This is a genomic window from Peribacillus sp. NPDC097895, assembly GCF_050277555.1.
Taxonomy (GTDB): Bacteria; Bacillota; Bacilli; order Bacillales; family DSM-1321; genus Peribacillus.
Map to the genome: position 1 here is coordinate 1 of NZ_JBNNSH010000011.1, position 21,613 is coordinate 21,613.

The following is a 21,613-nucleotide window of genomic DNA, read 5'->3' on the forward strand; positions in this document are numbered from 1 at the left end:
CACGGCAGTTAAGCTCTTCAGCGCCGATGGTAGTTGGGGGTTTCCCCCTGTGAGAGTAGGACGCCGCCAAGCCATTTTAAAGATCAGCCATCCGGTTGGTCTTTTTTGTTTTGAAAATAAATAGTTTGTTTCAAAGGTCAGCATAGGAGCTGGTCTTTTTTGTTTTGGTTGAAATAATATGAGAAATGAATAAGCACGAAGTGATGAAATAAACAAATTTTTTAAGAAGAGAAAGCTTAAGTAGCGAAAAATTCAGGTTTTATAATGATTTGTTTAGGGTATTTTATGTAAGATATTTTAACTTTCATGTTCATTGGGGTATGTAACTACATATAATTTGGAGAAAATGGATAATACAGAAAGAAAGTGCGTTTAAGTTGCAAAATGCATTTTTCCTTGTATAATAATAGTCAAATATAGTCAAAGTCAGATTGGAGGAGGCTGAGTGAGAAACATATCTGATGTTATCGAAACTTATTTGAAGCAAGTACTGGAAATAAGTCAAAAAGATATCTTAGAGATTAAAAGAAGTGAAATAGCAGATAAATTTCAGTGTGTTCCTTCTCAAATCAATTACGTAATCAATACAAGGTTTACAATCGAGAGAGGTTACGTTGTAGAGAGTAAGCGCGGCGGCGGCGGGTATATACGCATCATGAAAGTGGAGTCGCAGGATTACGTGCATCTTATTAACCAATTATTATCGCTTATTGGTACTAGGGTAACTCAATCCATGGCTGAAGGGGTGATTTCCCGGCTGATGAAAGAGGAAGTCATTAATGAGAGAGAAGCAAAAATTATGATGAGCGTAATTGATAGATCGGTGATTTATATCGACCTGCCTGACCGCGATGAGCTTAGAGCAAGAATTTTAACTGCGATGCTTACGACTTTAAAATATAAATGAAACTGGCAGAGGTGATGAACGATGATTTGCCAAGAATGTCATCAAAGGCCTGCTACCCTACACTACACCAAAATCATTAATGGAAAAAAGACTGAAGTCATGATTTGTGAGAAATGTGCTCAGGAAAAAGGTGAGATTTTCATGGATGCAGGAGGGCATGGTTTTTCAATAAATAATTTATTAGCAGGATTGTTGAATATGGAGTCGAATATTCAACAGACAAAGGCAAATGCATTTCCTAAAACAGAAGAGAGGCGTTGCCCGCATTGTCATCGATCCTATAAAGAATTTGTCCACATTGGAAAGTTTGGTTGTGCCGAATGTTATAAAACGTTCAATGAACAGTTAAACCCGATTTTAAAGAGGGTGCATAGCGGCAATACGGCACATATAGGGAAAATTCCAAAAAGGATTGGAGGCACAATATATCTTAGGAAACAAATATTGGATTTAAAAGAGGTTTTAAAGAGTCACATTAATCAAGAAGAGTTCGAGAAAGCGGCAGAGGTAAGGGATAAGATTCGTTCCCTTGAAAAAAGATATGAAGCACTAGAGGGAGGCGAGGAATTATGAGCTTGGAAAAGTTTGTAGAAAACGCCTTGAGTTCCTGGATGAGTGCCGAAGGTCCGGAGATCGATATTGTATTGAGTTCTAGGATTCGGTTGGCCAGGAACTTCGAAGACTTTACCTTTCCAACCTCCTTTTCTAATGATGAAGCTAAAAAAATCATTGAATTGGTAAAAAAAAGAATTGAAGAGGAAGTAACTCCGGAGATTGGTAAACTGGAACTGCTAGAGATTGACCAATTACAGCCACTGGAAAAACGTGTTCTCGTTGAAAAACATTTAATCAGTCCTCACTTAGTTGAGGAAACAGCAAAGAGTGCTTGTCTTCTTTCGGAAAATGAAGAAATTAGTATCATGATTAACGAGGAGGATCATCTCCGTATTCAGTGTTTAATGTCGGGGCTGCAGTTAAAGGAAACCTTAAAGATTGCAAATGTTCTTGACGATTGGATTGAAGAATCCATAGACTATGCATATGATGAAGAAAGAGGATACCTAACTAGCTGTCCAACTAATGTGGGAACAGGATTAAGGGCTTCCGTCATGATGCATCTGCCGGGCCTGGTCCTTACACAGCAGATGAATAATATCATACCGGCCATCAATCAATTGGGGCTGGTGGTACGAGGGATTTATGGAGAGGGCAGTCAGGCGTTAGGGAATATCTTTCAAATCTCGAATCAAATTACTCTTGGAAAGTCGGAAAGGGATATCGTTGAAGATCTAACAAGTGTAGTGCAACAAATCATTGCCCAGGAACGGTCTGCAAGGGATGCATTAGTGAGGACCTCTCACATACAATTAGAAGATAGAATTTTTCGTTCATATGGGATATTGTCCAATGCTCGAGTCATTGAGACAAAGGAAGCTGCTACCTGTATTTCCGATGTTAGGTTAGGTATTGATCTTGGGTATATAAAAAATATTTCCAAAAGCATTCTTAATGAGTTGATGATTTTGACACAATCGGGATTTTTACAAAAGTACGCAGGTGGTCCTTTAAAATCCCACGAAAGAGATATCCGTAGAGCAGCACTCATTCGAGAACGCTTGAATTTCACGGAATCTTCCTCCTCATAGAGGTCATTACCTCGGAGGAGTACCTATATTCAAGTAATAGATGTGAAGCAAGACACTGCCATTACTTATAGAATTGTTAGAAACCGTATTCAAAACGAAAATTCTTAAGGAGGAATTCCCTATGATGTTTGGTCGTTTTACTGAAAGAGCCCAGAAAGTATTAGCATTAGCCCAAGAAGAGGCAATCCGTTTAGGACATAATAATATCGGCACAGAACATATTTTACTAGGCTTGGTCCGGGAAGGTGACGGCATTGCAGCCAAAGCGTTATTTGCTCTTGGGTTGGGGCCGGATAAAATACAGAAAGAAGTAGAAAATTTAATCGGCCGTGGACAGGATACAGCTCAAACGATACATTATACTCCAAGAGCCAAGAAAGTGATTGAGCTTTCCATGGATGAGGCTAGAAAATTAGGTCATTCATATGTTGGGACAGAGCATGTACTACTAGGCTTGATACGAGAAGGGGAAGGTGTAGCCGCCCGCGTATTGAATAATCTGGGAGTAAGCTTGAATAAGGCTCGTCAACAAGTATTACAGCTTTTGGGCAGCAATGAATCAGGTGGACATCAAGGTTCAGCAGCCTCAAATGCAAGCACGCCAACACTCGATGGCCTTGCCCGTGATTTAACGGCGATAGCCCGGGAAGGAAGCCTGGATCCTGTAATCGGAAGAAGTAAGGAAATACAGCGTGTCATAGAGGTATTAAGCCGTCGTACAAAAAATAACCCAGTATTAATTGGTGAACCTGGTGTAGGTAAAACAGCCATCGCTGAAGGTCTTGCCCAACAGATCATCAATAATGAGGTACCTGAAATCCTGCGTGATAAACGCGTAATGACACTTGATATGGGTACTGTTGTGGCTGGTACGAAATACCGGGGTGAATTTGAGGACCGATTGAAGAAAGTGATGGACGAAATTCGTCAGGCAGGCAACATCATCTTATTCATCGATGAATTGCACACATTGATTGGTGCGGGTGGTGCAGAGGGTGCCATCGATGCCTCCAATATCCTTAAACCATCATTGGCACGTGGTGAATTACAATGTATCGGTGCAACGACTTTGGATGAGTATCGTAAGTATATAGAAAAAGATGCCGCGCTTGAACGCCGTTTCCAGCCAATCCAAGTTGATGAACCAACAATGGAAGAATCGATTCAAATTTTGAAGGGTTTACGCGACCGTTATGAAGCCCATCACCGAGTATCAATTACGGATGAAGCGATTGATGCAGCAGTCAAGTTATCTGATCGTTACATTTCCGATCGGTTTTTACCGGATAAAGCCATTGATTTAATCGATGAAGCTGGATCAAAGGTCCGGTTACGCTCTTACACAACGCCACCAAACTTAAAGGAACTTGAAGTGAAGCTGGATGATGTTCGTAAGGAAAAGGATGCCTCCGTTCAGAGCCAGGAATTTGAAAAGGCTGCTTCGCTTCGCGATACTGAACAACGCTTAAGAGAACAATTGGAAGAAACGAAAAAGACTTGGAAAGAAAAGCAAGGGCAAGAGAACAGTGAAGTGACTGTGGATGATATTGCACATGTCGTGTCCAGCTGGACGGGAGTTCCAGTCACTAAACTGGCGCAAACGGAGTCCGATAAGCTGCTTAATATGGAATCCATTCTCCACGATCGAGTAATTGGGCAGGAAGAGGCCGTCATTGCGGTTTCTAAAGCAGTACGACGTGCAAGAGCAGGCTTGAAGGATCCTAAACGTCCAATTGGTTCTTTCATCTTCTTGGGGCCTACAGGGGTTGGTAAAACCGAGCTTGCCCGTGCTTTGGCTGAATCCATCTTTGGTGATGAAGATGCTATGATCCGTATTGATATGTCCGAATATATGGAGAAGCATTCGACTTCACGTCTTGTTGGTTCTCCTCCAGGATATGTTGGATACGAAGAAGGCGGACAGTTAACGGAAAAAGTGCGGAGGAAACCATATTCCGTCGTTCTGCTTGATGAAATTGAAAAGGCACATCCAGATGTCTTCAATATTCTTCTGCAAGTATTGGAAGACGGAAGACTTACAGATTCCAAGGGGCGTACTGTGGATTTCAGGAATACCATTTTGATTATGACATCGAATGTAGGGGCATCAGCCTTAAAAATTGATAAATATGTTGGCTTTAATATCCAGGACACTGGTCAGGACTACAAAAATATGAAAGGGAAAGTGATGGAAGAGCTTAAACGTGCATTCCGTCCGGAATTCCTCAACCGTATTGATGAAACGATCGTGTTCCACTCATTAGAGAAGGATCATTTAAAACAAATCGTTACATTAATGTCCAATCAACTGACTACCCGCCTGAAAGAGCAGGAAATATACTTGGAGTTGACAGATGCGGCTAGAGAAAAAATTGCTACGGAAGGTTTTGATCCTGAATATGGGGCACGACCAATCCGCAGGGCGCTTCAAAAGCATGTGGAAGATTATCTCTCCGAAGAATTGCTTAAGGGTAACGTGAAAAAAGGGCAAACGGTCGTGATGGATGTCGTGAATAATGAGTTTGCAATCCGCCAAGGCGAGCCTGTTAACGTAAGTGAATAAGCTGTTTCTAAACTTCGAGGTACACGCAGATCTTTTTGCAGTGTACCTCTGTTTTTTATCCGTAGGTAGAATTGAGTATATAAGAGAAATGGTATAGTGATTATTTTTTTAAAAAAACTTAGCCTTAAGAAGGTTTAAATAAAACAAAGATCTAATATCCTTAATATAGGTATTTTTTTCAAAGAAAGAGGAGTAATTATGGCTGTAAAGAAGAAAACCAAATTTATGTGTCAGTCTTGTGGATATGAGTCCGCTAAATGGATGGGGAAATGCCCAGGGTGCGGCGAATGGAACAAGATGGTCGAGGAAACTGAAATCGTTAAACCTGCTAGAAAAGGTGCTTTTACACATTCAGAGGTTAGAGGTTCCGGAGAACGAGAGAAGGCTGCACCTATAACTACCATTCAATCTGAAAAGGAACCCCGGATCAAAACGGATTTAATGGAATTGAATCGTGCTCTTGGGGGCGGGATTGTGCAAGGATCACTTGTATTGATTGGAGGCGATCCGGGTATCGGTAAATCCACCCTGCTTTTGCAGGTATCTTCCCAATTGGCACATAAACAGAAAAAAGTGCTTTATATATCAGGGGAAGAATCAGTTAAGCAAACTAAATTGAGAGCGGATCGGCTGGGGACCATGTCAGAAAACTTATTCGTGTATGCGGAAACGGATATGGACTATATCCAACAGGCGATCACAGAGGTAAAACCAGATTTGGTCATTATTGATTCCATTCAAACGGTGTACCATTCGGAGGTTACATCTGCGCCAGGAAGCGTTTCACAAGTTCGGGAATGCACAGCCTCGCTCATGCGCATTGCTAAAACGAATGGGGTTGCAATCTTTATCGTCGGCCACGTTACAAAGGAAGGAGCGATTGCTGGGCCACGGCTGCTTGAGCATATGGTTGATACCGTTTTATATTTTGAAGGAGAAAGACACCATACATATCGAATTATACGTGCGGTCAAAAATCGCTTTGGTTCGACGAATGAGATGGGTATTTTTGAAATGAAAGAACATGGTTTGGAGGAAGTTGCGAATCCATCGGAAATTTTCCTTGAAGAACGGTCGCAAGGAGCTTCAGGTTCAACCGTTGTTGCATCCATGGAAGGAACAAGACCGGTGCTAGTCGAAATTCAAGCATTGATTTCACCTACGAGTTTTGGCAATCCAAGGCGAATGGCCACAGGGATTGACCATAATCGGGTTTCGCTCTTAATGGCAGTTTTGGAAAAAAGAGTGGGCTTGCTGCTCCAAAACCAAGATGCATATTTAAAGGTTGCTGGTGGTGTCAAGCTGGATGAGCCGGCCATTGACCTGGCTGTCGCAATCAGCATTGCTTCGAGCTTCCGTGATAAGCCCACAAACCCTACCGATTGCATCATTGGTGAAGTGGGGCTGACTGGTGAGGTAAGAAGGGTGTCTCGAATTGAACAAAGAGTGCAGGAAGCAGCAAAACTAGGGTTTGAGCGGGTTATAATACCTGCAAATAATATAGGGGGATGGACCGCGCCAAAAGGGATTAAGATTGTCGGTGTATCATCGGTTTCGGAGGCTCTTCAACATTCATTAGGGGGTTAAGTATGACAGATAAAAAAGGGTATGAGAAAACAAAATTGGAGATATTGCAAATTGTTGCTCCGGGTACCCCGCTTCGGGAGGGGATTGAAAATGTTCTGAGGGCCAATACGGGCGGTTTGATAGTGGTCGGATATAACGAGAAAGTTCGAACGATTGTGGATGGCGGCTTCCAAATCAACTGTAACTGTACCCCAAGTACATTGTATGAGCTGGCGAAGATGGACGGAGCGATCATTTTAAATGAAACAGCCGATACAATCATTTTCGCCAATGCCCAATTGGTGCCGGATAATAGTACACCTTCCACTGAAACGGGAATGCGCCATCGGACCGCGGAACGTGTAGCAAGGGAGACCAAATCGTTGGTCATTGCAATCTCACAACGACGGAATGTCATCACTTTATATCAAGGCAATTTCCGTTATGCCCTCAAAGATATAGGAGTCATACTTGCTAAGGCTAATCTGGCCATTCAGACCTTGGAAAAATATAAGGTGGTTCTACAGCAGAGCATATCAGTATTAGGAGCACTGGAGTTTGAGGAAATCGTGACATATGCAGACCTTTTGCAGGTATTTCACCGATATGTAATGGTGCTTAGGATCAAGGCGGAGCTACTGACCTACCTTAATGAGCTTGGTACGGAAGGAAGGCTGATCCGTTTGCAAATGAATGAAATCCTGGCAGATATTGAAACGGAGGGAAAATGGCTTATCAAGGATTATACCTCCAGTAATGATGAAAAACCCGAGGAAATCATTTTTCGGCTTCAAGAGTTGGCCATGCAGGAAAAACTGGATGAAAGCATACTTTTAAAGGTGCTGGGCTATCACGGATACATCCACCTTGATGAGTCAATACATCCCCGTGGTTACCGTATTCTTCATAAAATCCCTCGCTTGCCGGGTTTGATCATCGAAAATTTAGTGAAACAGTTCGGAAGCTTTAGTGAAGTCAATAAAGCTACGGTGGAAAATCTTGACGATGTAGAGGGAATCGGTGAAGTTCGTGCCAATAAAATTAAAGAAGGACTCCGCATTTTAAAAAATCAGCTGGTCACAAATAGAAGGATGTAATGTGTAAAGGTCCTTCAAAATTATCCTAATTCAGAGTGAAATTGAATAGTGTTTATTTTTGACACTCAAAACTCAGGGTGCTAGGCTAATATTACGAAAAAGAGAAGGAGTCATATTTGTAAATCCACTAATTCCTTAAGTGAATTACACGTATATAATGAAAACGAATTTTCGAAGGTTTCATTTTTTTTTATTGGTCAATAATGAGTAGAGGGAGGTGAAAGGGATGTTAAAACGCATTATACAAGCATGCTTCTTAATAGTCGGTGGAACACTTGGTATGTTACTCATTCCAGAATTATTAATTGTTTTACATGCAGATGATATTGCTTTAATAAACAATCCTTATGTAAGTGTACTGTTGGGTGCCATTATCTTTTATCTTATTACTTTTTGGGCAGTAGATCATGTGATCTATTTTATGAAGTGGCTGGAGGAACAGCTTGTTAAGATACCAATTACGGACATAATCTTTGGAAGCGTGGGTCTTTTAGTGGGATTGCTTGCGGCGTTCTTGGTTGGCTCCGCATTCAGTGCCATCAAGGTTCCTATTTTAAATACAGTGGTTCCGATCATCCTTACGCTTTTATTCGGTTATCTTGGTTTCCAAGTTGGCTTTAAAAAACGTGATGAGCTATTGAATTTATTCACAAAAAATAATAAGAAAAAAAATTCTGATGGTGAAGCAAGTGAAGAGGATGAAGAAGGTTATAGCAAGCGGTTGAAGATTCTCGATACAAGCGTCATCATTGACGGACGAATCGCGGATATTTGTCAGACAGGCTTTCTAGAAGGCACCATAGTTATCCCTCAATTCGTTTTAAATGAACTGCAGCATATTGCCGATTCTTCAGATGCTTTAAAAAGGAATCGTGGAAGACGCGGTTTGGATATCTTGAATCGAATTCAAAAAGACCTGCCGATTAAAGTGGAGATGTACGAGGGAGATTTTGACGACATTCAGGAAGTGGACAGTAAACTAGTGAAGCTGGCCAAAATATCGGGCGGAATGGTCGTTACAAATGATTTCAATTTAAACAAAGTATGCGAGTTTCAAAATGTGGCGGTCCTTAATATCAATGATCTTGCCAATGCCGTTAAACCTGTTGTACTTCCTGGGGAAGAGATGAATGTTCAAGTCATTAAGGACGGGAAAGAGCAGAACCAAGGCATCGCTTATTTAGACGATGGTACAATGATCGTTGTCGAGGGTGGCCGTGACCATATTGGAAAACGCATCGATGTACTTGTCACAAGTGTACTGCAAACTTCTGCAGGCAGAATGATATTCGCTAAACCGAAACTATTAGAAAAAGCATTATAAATAGAAAAAGCATTATAAAGAGTAGGAGAAACCGTTATGTTTTATGAAGTCGTGATACCTGCAGCTGGACAAGGGAAAAGAATGAAGGCAGGCAAGAATAAACTTTTTATTGAACTTTCGGGCACCCCGATTATTGTTTATACACTTCGTGTCTTTGAAGAAGATCCTGACTGTCGGGGGATTATCCTTTCGATTAACCCGGCAGAAAAGGATTATTTCAAACAATTGATAGCAATGTATGAGTTAAAGAAGGTCAAGGAACTCGTTGTTGGCGGCAAGGAGCGTCAACAAAGCGTTTATAATGGCTTGCAATGTGCACGAGAAAAAATCATCTTGGTCCACGACGGAGCTCGCCCTTTTATCGATCAAGGGCAAATCAGTGAATTGACTGCCGCTGCTTCCATACATGGAGGAGCCGTCATCGCAGTGCCAGTTAAGGATACGATTAAAAAAGCGACCAACAAAAAGGTAGTGGAAACGGTGGAACGATCAAGCTTGTGGGCGATACAAACTCCACAAGCTTTTCGTCTATCCATACTAAAAAGGGCGTATGAAATGGCTGAGGCAGAAGCATTTTTGGGGACGGATGATGCAAGTTTGCTAGAACGGATCAATGAACAGGTAGTTATTATTGAGGGCAATTATGATAATATTAAAATTACGACTCAGGAAGATCTTTATTTTGCAGAAGCGATTTTACATAAGCAACATGGAAAACGATGATTGGGGAGAATGATATGTTTCGAATTGGACAAGGATATGACGTTCATCAGCTTGTAGAGGGAAGACCATTGATCATTGGCGGAATTACAATTCCGTACGAGAAAGGTTTGCTAGGCCATTCGGATGCGGATGTGCTTTTACATACTGTTGCCGATGCTTGCTTGGGGGCAATTGGTGCGGGGGATATCGGCAAACATTTTCCGGATACGGATCCGGAATTTAAAGATGCCGATTCGGCAAAGCTGCTTCAGTATATTTGGGCGATTGTAAAAAAAGAAGGATATACCCTAGGAAATGCAGATTGTACAATCATTGCACAAAGCCCGAAAATGGCACCGTATATTGAGGACATGCGAGTCAGGATTGCAGAACTTTTAGATGCCTCGGTAGATAGAATCAATGTAAAGGCAACCACTACGGAGAAACTTGGATTTACAGGCCGAAGCGAAGGAATCGCGGCACAGGCTGTAGTCTTATTGGTTAAATCAAACTAAATTCGTTTTTAGAGTGGATGCCTTTAATCCCATGTATATAAATGATAAAATGAACAATAGAAAAGAACGACTGGGAGGTCTATATATATCATGAGCAGCGATATTCGAGTTCGCTATGCACCGAGTCCGACTGGACATTTACATATAGGAAATGCACGGACGGCTTTATTTAATTATTTATACGCACGAAACAAAGGCGGTAAATTCATCATCCGTATTGAAGATACCGACCAAAAGAGAAATATTGAAGGCGGCGAAGAAAGTCAGCTGAAATATTTAAAATGGCTTGGTATGGATTGGGATGAAGGTGTTGATGTTGGCGGTGAATATGGGCCATATCGTCAGTCTGAAAGAAACGACCTATATCAGGGATTGCATCAAGAGCTTTTAAATAAGGGCTTGGCTTATAAATGCTATTGTACGGAAGAAGAGCTTGAAGCTGAACGTGAAGGACAGGTCGAGCGCAATGAAACACCAAAATATTCAGGGAAGTGCAAGCATTTAACTGAAGAAGAGCAAGCGAAACTAGTGGCTGAAGGAAGAAAGCCTAGCATTCGTTTTGCCGTTCCAGTTGGAAAAGTCCTTACTTTCAAAGATATGGTTAAGGATGACGTTTCGTTTGATACAGATGGCTTTGGTGATTTTGTTATTGTTAAAAAGGATGGCATCCCAACTTATAACTTTGCAGTTGCTGTTGATGACCATCTGATGAAGATTTCCCATGTCCTTCGTGGGGACGACCATATTTCCAATACTCCAAAGCAAATGATGATTTATGAAGCATTCGGCTGGGAGCCGCCGGTTTTCGGTCATATGACGCTGATCGTAAACGAAAGCAGGAAGAAACTGAGTAAACGTGATGAATCAATCATTCAATTCATTGAGCAATATGAAGAGCTTGGTTATTTACCTGAAGCTTTATTCAATTTCATTACATTACTAGGTTGGTCTCCGGTCGGAGAGGAAGAGATTTTCACAAAAGAAGAGTTCATAAATCTTTTCGATGCTGATCGATTGTCTAAATCGCCTGCACTTTTCGATAAGCAAAAGCTTACATGGATGAATAACCAATACATGAAGCAATTGGATGTGGATCGCGCAGTCGAATTGTCAATGCCTCACTTAATTAAGGCTGGAAAGGTTTCTGAGACACTAACTGCTGGAGAAGCAGAGTGGGTACATGGCCTTGTTTCCCTTTATCAAGAGCAGATGAGCTATGGAGCGGAAATTGTTGAGCTGTCTGAACTGTTTTTCAAGGATGAGGTCGAATTCGAACCAGAAGCGAAGGAAGTCCTGGCTGAGGAACAAGTGCCGGAAGTCATGAAAGCTTTCCTACAGGAAATCGAAGGGCTTGAAGAATTTAAAGCGGATGAAATCAAGAAGTCGATTAAAGCGGTACAAAAAAGCACAGGCCATAAAGGGAAAAAATTATTCATGCCGATTCGGGCAGCCGTCACGGGTCAAACACATGGTCCTGATTTGCCTAAAGCGATCTCATTACTGGGCAAGGAAAAAATTAAACAGCGTATTCAGAGTATTTTATATTAACAATTTGTCGAAAATGTAATATAGTATTTAATAATCTTACAAAAGAACGCGTAGATGGGGAGAAGTAAGTAAACGAAGCTTTTTAGAGAGAACCATAACCTGCTGAAAGTGGTTCAAGCCTCTCGTTTTCTGAAATGCACCCTTGAGTCCTTTGCTGAACTAACCGATAGTAGGCACAGGCGGAATGTCCTCCGTTACAGGGATTAAAGTTGGGGATGGAAAAACAGGGAAAGCTTTACCTGCTTCATACATTCCAAACAGAGTGGAACCGCGCTTAAAGCGTCTCTGTCTATTTGGACAGAGACGCTTTTTTATATGCTTTAAAGCTTCAAAAGGGGTGTTAGAAAAAGACAGAGCATAGGGGGGAATCATCTTGTTAAAGATGTTTAAAGAGGATATCGAAGTGGTTTTTGATCAAGACCCTGCAGCGCGCAGTTATTTGGAAGTCATTTTGACGTATGCGGGATTGCATGCGATTTGGAGTCATAGGATGGCTCACGCACTATTTAAGAAGAAGTTTTTTTTCTTAGCGAGAAGTATATCTCAAGTCAGTCGTTTTTTTACCGGGATTGAAATACATCCAGGAGCTACGATTGGCCGCCGTTTCTTCATTGACCATGGAATGGGGATCGTCATTGGCGAAACGTGCGAGATTGGTGACAATGTCTCTGTCTTTCAAGGTGTAACCCTTGGAGGGACAGGAAAGGAAAAGGGAAAACGTCATCCTACGATAAAGGATAATGTGTTGATTGCAACAGGAGCGAAAGTTCTGGGTTCCATTACCGTGGGTGAGAACTCAAAAATCGGTGCAGGCTCGGTCGTTTTAAAGGAAGTGCCGCCTAATTCCACAGTGGTGGGCATTCCAGGAAAAGTGGTCATTCAAGATGGCATCAAAATCAAAAAAGACCTAAATCATTCAGATCTTCCTGATCCAATCGCTGATCGTTTAAAGGAAATGGATAGTGAAATCAGGGCCTTAAGAACGAAGTTGGCTGAGCAGAAGCAGGAAGAAAGGAGTTTATAATATGGCAATTAAAATATATAACACAGCAACAAGAAAAAAGGAAACCTTCGTCCCGATGGAAGAGGGAAAGGTGAAGATGTACGTATGTGGTCCCACTGTCTATAATTACATTCATATTGGTAATGCCAGACCGGCAATCGTATTTGATACCGTTCGCAGGTATCTGGATTACCGTGGATATGAAGTTCAATTCGTTTCGAATTTTACAGATGTAGATGATAAACTGATTCGTGCGGCAAAAGAATTGGGGGAAGATGTCCCAACAATATCAGAACGTTTCATCAAGGCTTATTTTGAAGACGTGTCTGCCTTGGGCTGCAAAAAAGCTGATGCTCACCCAACCGTAATGGAGAACATGGATGCTATCATTGAATTCATCTCGACATTGATTGAAAAAGGATTCGCTTATGAATCTGAAGGGGATGTGTACTATCGTACTCGTAAGTTTGAGGGGTATGGCAAACTGTCACATCAGTCCATCGATGAGTTAAGAGTAGGGGCCAGGATTGAAATTGGGGAGAAGAAACAAGATGCCCTTGATTTTGCTCTTTGGAAAGCGGCAAAGGATGATGAAATATCATGGGAGAGCCCATGGGGTAAGGGACGTCCTGGCTGGCATATTGAATGCTCCGCAATGGTCAAAAAGTATTTGGGAGATACTATCGATATTCATGCAGGGGGTCAAGATCTAGCTTTCCCGCATCATGAAAATGAAATTGCACAATCTGAAGCATTGACAGGTAAGACCTTTGCGAATTATTGGATGCATAATGGGTATATAAATATTGACAATGAAAAAATGTCTAAGTCTTTAGGGAATTTCGTACTTGTGCATGACATCATAAAGAAGCATGATCCGCAAGTGTTACGCTTCTTTATGTTATCCGTACATTACCGTCATCCCATCAATTATAGTGAAGAAGTGCTTGAAAATATAAAAGCGGCACTTGATCGGTTAAAGACATCTTATCAAAACTTAAAGCATCGCCTTCAATTAAGCGACGGTTTGACTGAGAATAATGATGTTTGGCTTGCGAAGGTTAATGATTTACAGGAACAGTTCATTCAGGAAATGGACGATGATTTCAACACAGCTAATGCGATATCCATACTCTTTGAACTGTCCAAGCAAGCAAATTATTACTTAATGGAGAAAAATACAGACAAGGAAGTCATCGAAGCTTTCCTTGAGAAATTCAATACCTTATTTACTGTCCTCGGTTTGTCCCTGGAAGAAGAGGGTCTATTGGATGAAGAAATTGAAGACTTGATCCAGCAGAGAATTCAAGCGCGGAAAGACCGCAATTTTGGGTTATCTGATGAAATTCGTGATCGCTTGAAAAACATGAATATCATATTAGAGGATACCCCTCAAGGTACAAGATGGAAAAGAGGGTAATTAATGCTTCATTACGATAGTAAGGTAGATGCAAAAATGCTGAACAGTCTTGCTTTAGCTTATATAGGTGATGCCGTATACGAAACGTATATCCGGCATCACCTCATTCAAAAAGGAGCGGTCAAGCCCAATCTTCTCCACAAAAAAGCTACATCATTTGTAGCGGCTAAAGCACAAAATAAAGTCATCCATTTTTTTCTGGAATCAGAATGGTTATCGGAAGAGGAAACCGCTGTCGTTCGGCGGGGCCGAAATGCCAAATCCGGTACGGTACCGAAGAATACAGATGTGCAAACGTATCGCTATAGTACAGCCTTCGAGGCACTTATGGGCTTTTTGTATTTATCCGGTCGAATAGAAAGAATGGAAGAACTCATTAAAAAATCTATTGAATACATTGAAGAAGAAAAGGGGAGTAACCCATGAGCGAAGAATATATCATTGGCAGAAACCCCGTATTGGAAGCCCTCCGCTCCGAACGGGAAGTTAACAAAATTTGGATAGCGGAGGGCTCTCAAAAAGGCTCGATGCAACCACTAATCGGTCTGGCGAAGGAAAAGAAGGTATTCGTTCAGATCGTACCGAAGAAAAAAATTGACCAAATGGCAGAAGGTATCCATCAAGGCGTTGTTGCACAAGTAGCTGCTTATGAATATGTCGAATTGGATGATTTATTTGCAAAAGCTGCGGAACGAGATGAAGCACCTTTTTTCATGATCCTTGATGAAATTGAAGATCCTCATAATTTAGGCTCGATCATGAGAACGGCGGATGCTGTAGGGGCCCATGGGATCATCATTCCGAAAAGAAGAGCGGTGGGCTTAACGGCAACTGTGGCGAAAGCCTCAACAGGTGCAATAGAGTATATTCCGGTTGCTCGTGTTACAAACTTGGCAAGAGCGGTGGAAGAGCTGAAAGAGCGCGGTGTATGGATAGTCGGTACAGATGCGAAAGGCAGTGATGATTACCGTAACATGGACGGTAAGATGCCGATTGGACTTGTTATCGGTAGTGAAGGAAAAGGAATGGCCCGGTTAATGAAGGATAAATGCGATTTTCTCATCCGTCTCCCTATGGCAGGACAAGTCACTTCGTTAAATGCATCGGTAGCAGCCAGTTTATTGATGTATGAGGTTTATAGAAAAAGAAATCCTTTAGGACAATGATGGGATGAATATTCTGTTGGTGGACGGTTATAACATTATTGGAGCCTGGCCGGAACTGAGAGAATTAAAAGAACGGGACCTTGCTGCTGCAAGAGATCGGTTGATTGAAATGATGGCGGAATATCAAGCATTTACCGGATACCGTGTAATTGTCGTATTTGACGCTCAATATGTTCAGGGAATTGCCCGTATATTCAAAAATCACAAAGTTGATGTAATTTTTACAAAAGAAAATGAAACGGCGGATGAGAGAATAGAAAAGATGGCCATTGAACTGAATAACGTCAAAACGCAGATTCAAGTGGCAACCTCTGACTTCACGGAACAGTGGGTGATCTTTGGTCAAGGGGCTCTAAGGAAATCTGCTCGCGAACTGCTTATAGAAATGGTAGAAATTCAAGGGGAAATCAAGAAGGATGTAAGAAAAACAACGACGATAAAACCCGCAGCAAAAATTCCGTTAAGTGAAGAAGTGGCAGAAATTTTCGAAAAATGGCGTCGGGGGAAAATTTGAACCATTGACGGGTAAATTTTACCTGCTGTATAATATTTCTATCTGAGTCAGGTCAGGGGGATTTAATGTGGGTCTCAAATTCGGAATGAAACTGAACGAAAAGTATCTGCAGTTTGATGATGATGAATTGATAGGGTTGGTACACACTGGAGACAGCGAAGCGCTGGATTTTCTGATCCAAAAGTATCGTAATTTCGTTAGGGCAAAGGCAAGGACTTATTTCTTAATTGGTGCAGATAAAGAAGACATCGTGCAAGAAGGTATGATTGGTTTATATAAAGCCGTCCGTGATTTTAAAGGAGATAAGTTATCTTCTTTTAAAGCATTTGCAGAACTATGCATTACGAGGCAGATCATTACAGCTATTAAAACTGCAACACGTCAAAAGCATATTCCGCTCAATTCCTATGTTTCCCTGGACAAGCCCATTTATGATGAGGAATCGGACCGAACTCTTATGGATATTATATCGGGTACGAAAGTTTTGGACCCGGAAGAACTGATTATCAACAAAGAAGAGTTTGACGATATCGAATTAAAAATGGCCGAGCTCCTGAGTGATCTTGAGAGAAAAGTGTTAGCTCTTTACTTGGATGGCCAAACCTACCAAGAAATTTCGGAAGAGTTGAACCGGCATGTTAAGTCAATCGATAACGCCCTTCAGCGGGTGAAAAGAAAGCTCGAGCGCTATCTGGAAGTAAGGGAAATCAGTTTATAATCCCTCCGCTTTTTCCGCTTAATTTCATCTGTCCCTTCTCCACTTGGAAGTTTATTATTATTCACTAAGATTTTTTAAATGGATGTTAAGAAACCGGAATTTCTTATTTCCAATATCCATAAAGGGGCAAAGCCTGCTTTGATATTGACAATAAAAGACAGCCGTGATAAGGTTTTATGGATATAGTAGATAGGATAGGTGTATCTAATGCGAAAAAAAATCGTTCTTGCCTGCACAGATTGCGGTTCAAGAAATTATAGTTACGAAAGCAAACAATCAACAAGCGGCGAACGCCTGGAAATCAAGAAGTTTTGCAGTACATGCAACGCACACGCGATTCATAAAGAAACGAAATAACCGTTTTATAAATAGATTGACAGAAGCTGTCTAATGCTTGGAGGATACATTCATGAAACGTTTTACCGAATTTTTCAGCGGAGTCGCTCGCGAAATGCAAAAAGTAAGCTGGCCGAAACGCAAGGAGCTTACCAAATATACAATCGTGGTAGTAACGACTGTATTGTTTATGGCTTTATTCTTTACAGTGGTCGATTTGGGCATTTCCGAATTAATTCGCTTAGTTATTGAATAAGAGATTCGAAAATAAGGTATAATAGTGATAGAATAATATGTGTCAGCAGAAAAGCCCGGAAACGGGTTTTTTAATTTGTCTTTTTTAAGAAGTAAAGAAGTTCAAAATTGTTCCACTGCTGTAATATGAATCATCACTATATATTCTAGTTAAGTCGAGATGACGCGGAATTGGTTTTTTGGCTAAAACGTTCAAAGATAAAGATTAATAAAGAAAATGATTGATTGCAGGGAGGGAAGGACGTTAAAGTCCTAACACATGGAAAAGAATTGGTATGTAGTTCACACCTATTCAGGTTATGAGAACAAGGTTAAGGCTAACTTGGAAAAACGTGTTGAAACAATGGGGATGGAAGACAAGATCTTTCGAGTCGTAGTTCCAGAAGAAGAAGAAACAGAAATGAAAGACGGCAAAAAGAAAGTAACAAAAAAGAAAGTGTTTCCTGGTTATGTATTGGTTGAGATCATCATGACGGATGATTCTTGGTATGTTGTCCGGAACACACCTGGCGTAACAGGTTTCGTAGGTTCATCTGGGGCTGGGTCTAAACCGACTGCATTGCTGCCGGAAGAAATTGAAGTCGTTCTTAAACGAATGGGCGTCGATGAAAGCAAAATCGAAGTTGATTTTGAAATCGGAGATACCGTTCAGGTTAAAGAAGGGCCGTTTGCAACCTTTGCAGGACCGATTGAAGAACTTGATAAAGATAAAGGAAAAGTAAGGGTTCTAGTCAATATGTTCGGTCGTGATACACCGGTTGAACTTGATTTTAATCAAGTGGAAAAATTATAAACGGAAAAAAACTTGAAATTGCCATTTGAAAGTGGTAAAATTTCAAAGGTCAGTATGTTTCAATTTTTAGGCCTCAACGATACAAGCATTCTTTATTAATATATAAAGAATTCAAGATGAGTGGGAGGGTATATCCCTATTACCACATCACGGACTTATAAGGAGGTGTGTCTCGTGGCTAAAAAAGTAATTAAAATGGTTAAATTGCAAATTCCTGCTGGTAAAGCGAATCCGGCACCGCCAGTCGGTCCTGCATTAGGTCAAGCTGGTGTAAACATCATGGGATTCTGTAAGGAGTTTAACGCTCGTACAGCAGATCAAGCTGGTCTAATTATTCCTGTTGAAATCACGGTATTTGAAGACCGTTCATTTACATTCATTACAAAAACTCCACCGGCTGCAGTATTGCTTAAGAAAGTAGCTGGTATCGAGTCTGGTTCTGGTGAACCTAACCGTAAAAAAGTTGCTACAGTCAAGCGTGATCAAGTGCGCGAGATTGCTGAAACTAAAATGCCTGACCTAAACGCTGCAAGTGTTGAAGCTGCAATGCGTATGGTTGAAGGTACTGCTCGCAGCATGGGTATTGTCATCGAAGACTAATCCATGTAATTGTTGCTATTTGTTTCTACGGGGTTGCGATTGATACTCGCAACCTTTATTCGTGGGAGGTCATTCCGTTAAAACCACAATTTAGGAGGATTTATATCATGGCTAAAAAAGGTAAAAAGTATCTTGAAGCGGCTAAGCTTGTAGAAGTTTCTAAGGCTTATGCTGTAACTGAAGCAATTGAAGTTGCTAAAAAAGCAAACTTCGCAAAATTCGATGCGACTGTTGAAGTGGCTTTCCGTTTAGGAGTAGACCCTAAGAAAGCTGACCAACAAATTCGTGGAGCAGTTGTTCTACCGAATGGTACTGGTAAAACTCAACGCGTATTAGTATTCGCTAAAGGCGAAAAAGCAAAAGAAGCGGAAGCTGCTGGTGCTGACTACGTTGGCGAATCTGACTTCATCAACAAAATCCAACAAGGATGGTTCGAATTCGATGTAATCGTTGCGACTCCAGACATGATGGGTGAAGTTGGTAAACTTGGCCGTGTATTAGGACCTAAAGGTTTAATGCCTAACCCTAAAACTGGTACAGTAACATTCGACGTAACAAAAGCTGTTAATGAAATCAAAGCTGGTAAAGTTGAATACCGCGTAGATAAAGCTGGAAACATCCATGCTCCAATCGGTAAAGTATCTTTCGAAGATGCTAAACTAGTGGAAAACTTCACTACTATCTATGATACATTAATGAAAGTTAAACCTGCGGCTGCTAAAGGAACTTACATGAAAAACGTTTCTGTAACAACTACAATGGGCCCTGGTGTGAAAGTTGATCCTTCTACTTTCAATAAATAATTGACATTCCAAAACTATTATTGTTATAATAAGTTTTGTTGTGAATAAATGAATATCATTTGTACCGTAGACAGTAGGTGCTCGATCAGAGCTTAATTCCCTGCCGAGGTAATTCGATAATAATAGTCAGTGACTATGACCTTTGAAATTACTGCCTTCATGTCTGCAACAGAGATGAAGGCTTTTTCTTTGAAACGGTATAAATGTTTTCAAGCAAATCTACAGGAGGTGTAAGGATGAACGCAATTATTGAACAAAAGCAAAAAATCGTTGCTGAGATTTCTGAGAAATTAACTGCAAGCCAATCAACTGTTGTTGTTGACTACCGTGGATTGACTGTTGCTGAATTAACAGAACTTCGTAAGCAACTTCGTGAAGCTGGCGTTGAGTTTAAAGTTTACAAAAACTCTATGACTCGTCGTGCTGCTGAAATTGCTGAACTTAGCACTTTGAACGAATCATTAACAGGTCCAAACGCAATTGCATTCTCAACTGAAGATGTTATTGCGCCAGCAAAAATCCTTAACGATTTTGCGAAAAAACATGAAGCGTTAGAAATCAAAGCTGGAGTTATCGAAGGAAATGTTGCAACTGCTGAAGAAATTAAAGCTCTTGCAGAACTACCTTCACGCGAAGGCCTACTTTCAATGCTACTCAGCGTGCTACAAGCACCTATGCGCGGACTTGCTCTTGCTACAAAAGCTGTGGCAGAACAAAAAGAAGAACAAGGCGCGTAAGCTAACCGCTTATTTAGCCTATTGATTCAAAAAAAAAAACCAACCATTTCGAGGAGGAAATAACAATGACTAAAGATCAAATCATTGAAGCAGTTAAAAACATGACTGTTTTAGAATTAAACGACCTTGTAAAAGCAATCGAAGAAGAATTTGGCGTAACTGCTGCTGCACCTGTAGCTGTAGCTGCTGCTGGTGGCGCTGCTGCTGAAGAAAAAACTGAGTTTGATGTTATCCTTACATCTGCTGGAGATCAAAAAATCAAAGTTATCAAAGCTGTACGTGAAGTTACAGGTCTTGGACTTAAAGAAGCAAAAGAACTTGTTGACAACACTCCAAAAGCAATCAAAGAAGGCGCTTCTAAAGAAGAAGCTGAAGAAGTTAAAGCTAAACTTGAAGAAGTTGGAGCTGGCGTTGAAGTTAAGTAATCTTGCATAAACAAAAAGCTCGCTATCACTGGCGGGCTTTTTTCTCTTCATTTTTAAGAAATGACGGAAATTTGCTGATAATAGTTTGGTTAAGTCATTATTCAAACTTTCCGGCATGCAAGAATCCATTCTTCAAATCTCTTCTCTCATTAAATCTTCAATATTCCTTTCTGATAGGGGGAGATGACTCTGACAGAGCATTACTACTCACATAAACCGGATGTCGTAAGCAATCCGAAATTTTGGGATTTTACATTAAAAGGACGTACCTTTCGCTTTAAAAGTGATAATGGTGTTTTCTCGAAAAAAGAAGTTGATTTCGGGTCGCGTCTTTTGGTTGAAAGTTTTAACCTTAATGAAGCTGTGGAAGGCGATATTCTCGATGTTGGTTGCGGTTATGGACCGATTGGAATATCGATTGCGGCAGCTTATCCCGATAGAACGATAGAAATGATTGATATAAATAGCCGGGCAGTTGAATTGTCAAAGGAAAATGCCGCTTCTAATGCGATTGCAAATGTAAAGATTTTCGAAAGTGATCGTTTTGAAAAAGTTGGTTCCAATCAATTCGCTGCAATACTTACGAACCCTCCCATTCGCGCAGGCAAAAGTGTAGTCCACGAAATTTTAGAAGAAAGTTATCACGGTTTGGTAGCTGGTGGAGAATTATGGGTTGTCATTCAAAAAAAACAAGGGGCTCCTTCCGCCATGGATAAAATGGAGCAATTATTTGGAAATGTTGAAGTGCCTGTTAAGAAAAAAGGCTACTATATACTATTATCCAAAAAGGTTTGACTCTAAATTTTCGCTATGTTAGTATTATAAAATGCATATATATAATTCCGTAACTATGCAATTTTTATACCATTGGTGTATAACCAATGGATAATATGGGAAAAATATATAAATAATAGTTCGTTTTATGAGAAATAGTGGTTTTTAAAATAAAAACCATTTTCTTTTTGTCTAGGAAAT

At 40.7% G+C, this 21,613-nt stretch carries 24 protein-coding genes, 1 rRNA gene and 2 other annotated features; all 25 genes read left to right on the plus strand.

Annotation, left to right across the window (positions count from 1 at the left end; genetic code table 11):
• Positions 1–72: ribosomal RNA gene (gene rrf, locus ACQKMH_RS26450) — 5S ribosomal RNA — on the plus strand; the annotation flags it as partial.
• Between the two features lie 373 nt (positions 73–445).
• On the plus strand, positions 446–907 hold the full coding sequence (locus ACQKMH_RS26455; RefSeq protein WP_427590292.1) for a CtsR family transcriptional regulator: 462 nt from the start codon (positions 446–448) through the stop codon (positions 905–907).
• Positions 908–928: 21 nt separating this feature from the next.
• A complete protein-coding gene (locus tag ACQKMH_RS26460) occupies positions 929–1,480 on the plus strand; it encodes a UvrB/UvrC motif-containing protein (protein ID WP_427590293.1) in 552 nt (183 codons plus the stop codon).
• Positions 1,477–2,553 (plus strand): protein arginine kinase, encoded by a 1,077-nt coding sequence (locus tag ACQKMH_RS26465; protein WP_427590294.1) that lies wholly within the window; start codon positions 1,477–1,479, stop codon positions 2,551–2,553. Before ACQKMH_RS26460 ends, ACQKMH_RS26465 begins: the two co-directional genes overlap by 4 nt.
• Positions 2,554–2,674: 121 nt before the next feature.
• Complete coding sequence (clpC, locus tag ACQKMH_RS26470) at positions 2,675–5,116, plus strand: ATP-dependent protease ATP-binding subunit ClpC (RefSeq protein WP_057915190.1); 2,442 nt, start codon at positions 2,675–2,677, stop codon at positions 5,114–5,116.
• 198 nt (positions 5,117–5,314) lie between these two features.
• Positions 5,315–6,703: a DNA repair protein RadA gene (gene radA / locus ACQKMH_RS26475; RefSeq protein WP_230161754.1), complete on the plus strand. Its 1,389-nt coding sequence runs from the start codon at positions 5,315–5,317 to the stop codon at positions 6,701–6,703.
• Between the two features lie 2 nt (positions 6,704–6,705).
• Positions 6,706–7,779, plus strand: a complete 1,074-nt coding sequence (gene disA / locus ACQKMH_RS26480; RefSeq protein WP_427590295.1) for a DNA integrity scanning diadenylate cyclase DisA — start codon at positions 6,706–6,708, stop codon at positions 7,777–7,779.
• 226 nt (positions 7,780–8,005) lie between these two features.
• Entirely contained in the window at positions 8,006–9,103 is a 1,098-nt protein-coding gene (locus ACQKMH_RS26485) for a PIN/TRAM domain-containing protein (protein WP_427590296.1), read from the plus strand.
• A gap of 36 nt (positions 9,104–9,139) precedes the next feature.
• Positions 9,140–9,826 carry a 2-C-methyl-D-erythritol 4-phosphate cytidylyltransferase gene (gene ispD / locus ACQKMH_RS26490; RefSeq protein WP_427590297.1) on the plus strand — a complete coding sequence of 229 codons (687 nt, stop codon included), beginning with the start codon at positions 9,140–9,142 and terminating at the stop codon, positions 9,824–9,826.
• 14 nt (positions 9,827–9,840) lie between these two features.
• A complete protein-coding gene (ispF, locus tag ACQKMH_RS26495) occupies positions 9,841–10,320 on the plus strand; it encodes a 2-C-methyl-D-erythritol 2,4-cyclodiphosphate synthase (protein ID WP_230161746.1) in 480 nt (159 codons plus the stop codon).
• A 90-nt stretch (positions 10,321–10,410) separates the two neighbouring features.
• Complete coding sequence (gene gltX, locus ACQKMH_RS26500) at positions 10,411–11,868, plus strand: glutamate--tRNA ligase (RefSeq protein WP_427590298.1); 1,458 nt, start codon at positions 10,411–10,413, stop codon at positions 11,866–11,868.
• 42 nt (positions 11,869–11,910) lie between these two features.
• Positions 11,911–12,158: a binding site (T-box leader), on the plus strand.
• 83 nt (positions 12,159–12,241) lie between these two features.
• Positions 12,242–12,892 carry a serine O-acetyltransferase gene (gene cysE, locus ACQKMH_RS26505; protein ID WP_427590299.1) on the plus strand — a complete coding sequence of 217 codons (651 nt, stop codon included), beginning with the start codon at positions 12,242–12,244 and terminating at the stop codon, positions 12,890–12,892.
• Between the two features lies 1 nt (position 12,893).
• Positions 12,894–14,291 carry a cysteine--tRNA ligase gene (gene cysS / locus ACQKMH_RS26510; RefSeq protein ID WP_427590300.1) on the plus strand — a complete coding sequence of 466 codons (1,398 nt, stop codon included), beginning with the start codon at positions 12,894–12,896 and terminating at the stop codon, positions 14,289–14,291.
• 3 nt (positions 14,292–14,294) lie between these two features.
• Positions 14,295–14,717, plus strand: a complete 423-nt coding sequence (locus tag ACQKMH_RS26515) for a Mini-ribonuclease 3 (protein WP_427590301.1) — start codon at positions 14,295–14,297, stop codon at positions 14,715–14,717.
• On the plus strand, positions 14,714–15,457 hold the full coding sequence (gene rlmB, locus ACQKMH_RS26520) for a 23S rRNA (guanosine(2251)-2'-O)-methyltransferase RlmB (RefSeq protein WP_427590302.1): 744 nt from the start codon (positions 14,714–14,716) through the stop codon (positions 15,455–15,457). The genes ACQKMH_RS26515 and rlmB overlap by 4 nt, the downstream gene beginning before the upstream one ends.
• Before the next feature lie 4 nt (positions 15,458–15,461).
• Complete coding sequence (locus tag ACQKMH_RS26525) at positions 15,462–15,971, plus strand: NYN domain-containing protein (protein ID WP_427590303.1); 510 nt, start codon at positions 15,462–15,464, stop codon at positions 15,969–15,971.
• Between the two features lie 85 nt (positions 15,972–16,056).
• Positions 16,057–16,689: an RNA polymerase sporulation sigma factor SigH gene (sigH, locus tag ACQKMH_RS26530; RefSeq protein WP_230161765.1), complete on the plus strand. Its 633-nt coding sequence runs from the start codon at positions 16,057–16,059 to the stop codon at positions 16,687–16,689.
• Between the two features lie 207 nt (positions 16,690–16,896).
• A complete protein-coding gene (gene rpmG, locus ACQKMH_RS26535) occupies positions 16,897–17,046 on the plus strand; it encodes a 50S ribosomal protein L33 (protein ID WP_427590304.1) in 150 nt (49 codons plus the stop codon).
• Between the two features lie 52 nt (positions 17,047–17,098).
• Entirely contained in the window at positions 17,099–17,281 is a 183-nt protein-coding gene (secE, locus tag ACQKMH_RS26540; protein WP_214751063.1) for a preprotein translocase subunit SecE, read from the plus strand.
• Between the two features lie 258 nt (positions 17,282–17,539).
• Positions 17,540–18,073, plus strand: a complete 534-nt coding sequence (gene nusG / locus ACQKMH_RS26545) for a transcription termination/antitermination protein NusG (protein WP_230161730.1) — start codon at positions 17,540–17,542, stop codon at positions 18,071–18,073.
• Between the two features lie 174 nt (positions 18,074–18,247).
• Complete coding sequence (gene rplK, locus ACQKMH_RS26550) at positions 18,248–18,673, plus strand: 50S ribosomal protein L11 (RefSeq protein ID WP_063235791.1); 426 nt, start codon at positions 18,248–18,250, stop codon at positions 18,671–18,673.
• A gap of 107 nt (positions 18,674–18,780) precedes the next feature.
• Positions 18,781–19,476: a 50S ribosomal protein L1 gene (rplA, locus tag ACQKMH_RS26555; protein ID WP_061440375.1), complete on the plus strand. Its 696-nt coding sequence runs from the start codon at positions 18,781–18,783 to the stop codon at positions 19,474–19,476.
• A 46-nt stretch (positions 19,477–19,522) separates the two neighbouring features.
• Positions 19,523–19,673: a sequence feature (ribosomal protein L10 leader region), on the plus strand.
• 39 nt (positions 19,674–19,712) lie between these two features.
• A complete protein-coding gene (gene rplJ, locus ACQKMH_RS26560; protein ID WP_427590305.1) occupies positions 19,713–20,213 on the plus strand; it encodes a 50S ribosomal protein L10 in 501 nt (166 codons plus the stop codon).
• A gap of 65 nt (positions 20,214–20,278) precedes the next feature.
• Positions 20,279–20,638 (plus strand): 50S ribosomal protein L7/L12, encoded by a 360-nt coding sequence (gene rplL, locus ACQKMH_RS26565; RefSeq protein WP_427590306.1) that lies wholly within the window; start codon positions 20,279–20,281, stop codon positions 20,636–20,638.
• Positions 20,639–20,827: 189 nt separating this feature from the next.
• Entirely contained in the window at positions 20,828–21,433 is a 606-nt protein-coding gene (locus ACQKMH_RS26570; RefSeq protein WP_427590330.1) for a class I SAM-dependent methyltransferase, read from the plus strand.
• Positions 21,434–21,613: the final 180 nt, after the last annotated feature.

Coding starts and splice junctions, on each gene's coding strand:
- ACQKMH_RS26460 (WP_427590293.1), top strand. CDS start 929: ATGATTTGCCAAGAATGTCATCAAAGGCCTGCTACCCTACACTACACC.
- ACQKMH_RS26465 (WP_427590294.1), top strand. CDS start 1,477: ATGAGCTTGGAAAAGTTTGTAGAAAACGCCTTGAGTTCCTGGATGAGT.
- clpC (WP_057915190.1), top strand. CDS start 2,675: ATGATGTTTGGTCGTTTTACTGAAAGAGCCCAGAAAGTATTAGCATTA.
- radA (WP_230161754.1), top strand. CDS start 5,315: ATGGCTGTAAAGAAGAAAACCAAATTTATGTGTCAGTCTTGTGGATAT.
- disA (WP_427590295.1), top strand. CDS start 6,706: ATGACAGATAAAAAAGGGTATGAGAAAACAAAATTGGAGATATTGCAA.
- ACQKMH_RS26485 (WP_427590296.1), top strand. CDS start 8,006: ATGTTAAAACGCATTATACAAGCATGCTTCTTAATAGTCGGTGGAACA.
- ispD (WP_427590297.1), top strand. CDS start 9,140: ATGTTTTATGAAGTCGTGATACCTGCAGCTGGACAAGGGAAAAGAATG.
- ispF (WP_230161746.1), top strand. CDS start 9,841: ATGTTTCGAATTGGACAAGGATATGACGTTCATCAGCTTGTAGAGGGA.
- gltX (WP_427590298.1), top strand. CDS start 10,411: ATGAGCAGCGATATTCGAGTTCGCTATGCACCGAGTCCGACTGGACAT.
- cysS (WP_427590300.1), top strand. CDS start 12,894: ATGGCAATTAAAATATATAACACAGCAACAAGAAAAAAGGAAACCTTC.
- ACQKMH_RS26515 (WP_427590301.1), top strand. CDS start 14,295: ATGCTTCATTACGATAGTAAGGTAGATGCAAAAATGCTGAACAGTCTT.
- rlmB (WP_427590302.1), top strand. CDS start 14,714: ATGAGCGAAGAATATATCATTGGCAGAAACCCCGTATTGGAAGCCCTC.
- ACQKMH_RS26525 (WP_427590303.1), top strand. CDS start 15,462: ATGAATATTCTGTTGGTGGACGGTTATAACATTATTGGAGCCTGGCCG.
- sigH (WP_230161765.1), top strand. CDS start 16,057: ATGAAACTGAACGAAAAGTATCTGCAGTTTGATGATGATGAATTGATA.
- rpmG (WP_427590304.1), top strand. CDS start 16,897: ATGCGAAAAAAAATCGTTCTTGCCTGCACAGATTGCGGTTCAAGAAAT.
- secE (WP_214751063.1), top strand. CDS start 17,099: ATGAAACGTTTTACCGAATTTTTCAGCGGAGTCGCTCGCGAAATGCAA.
- nusG (WP_230161730.1), top strand. CDS start 17,540: ATGGAAAAGAATTGGTATGTAGTTCACACCTATTCAGGTTATGAGAAC.
- rplA (WP_061440375.1), top strand. CDS start 18,781: ATGGCTAAAAAAGGTAAAAAGTATCTTGAAGCGGCTAAGCTTGTAGAA.
- rplJ (WP_427590305.1), top strand. CDS start 19,713: ATGAACGCAATTATTGAACAAAAGCAAAAAATCGTTGCTGAGATTTCT.
- rplL (WP_427590306.1), top strand. CDS start 20,279: ATGACTAAAGATCAAATCATTGAAGCAGTTAAAAACATGACTGTTTTA.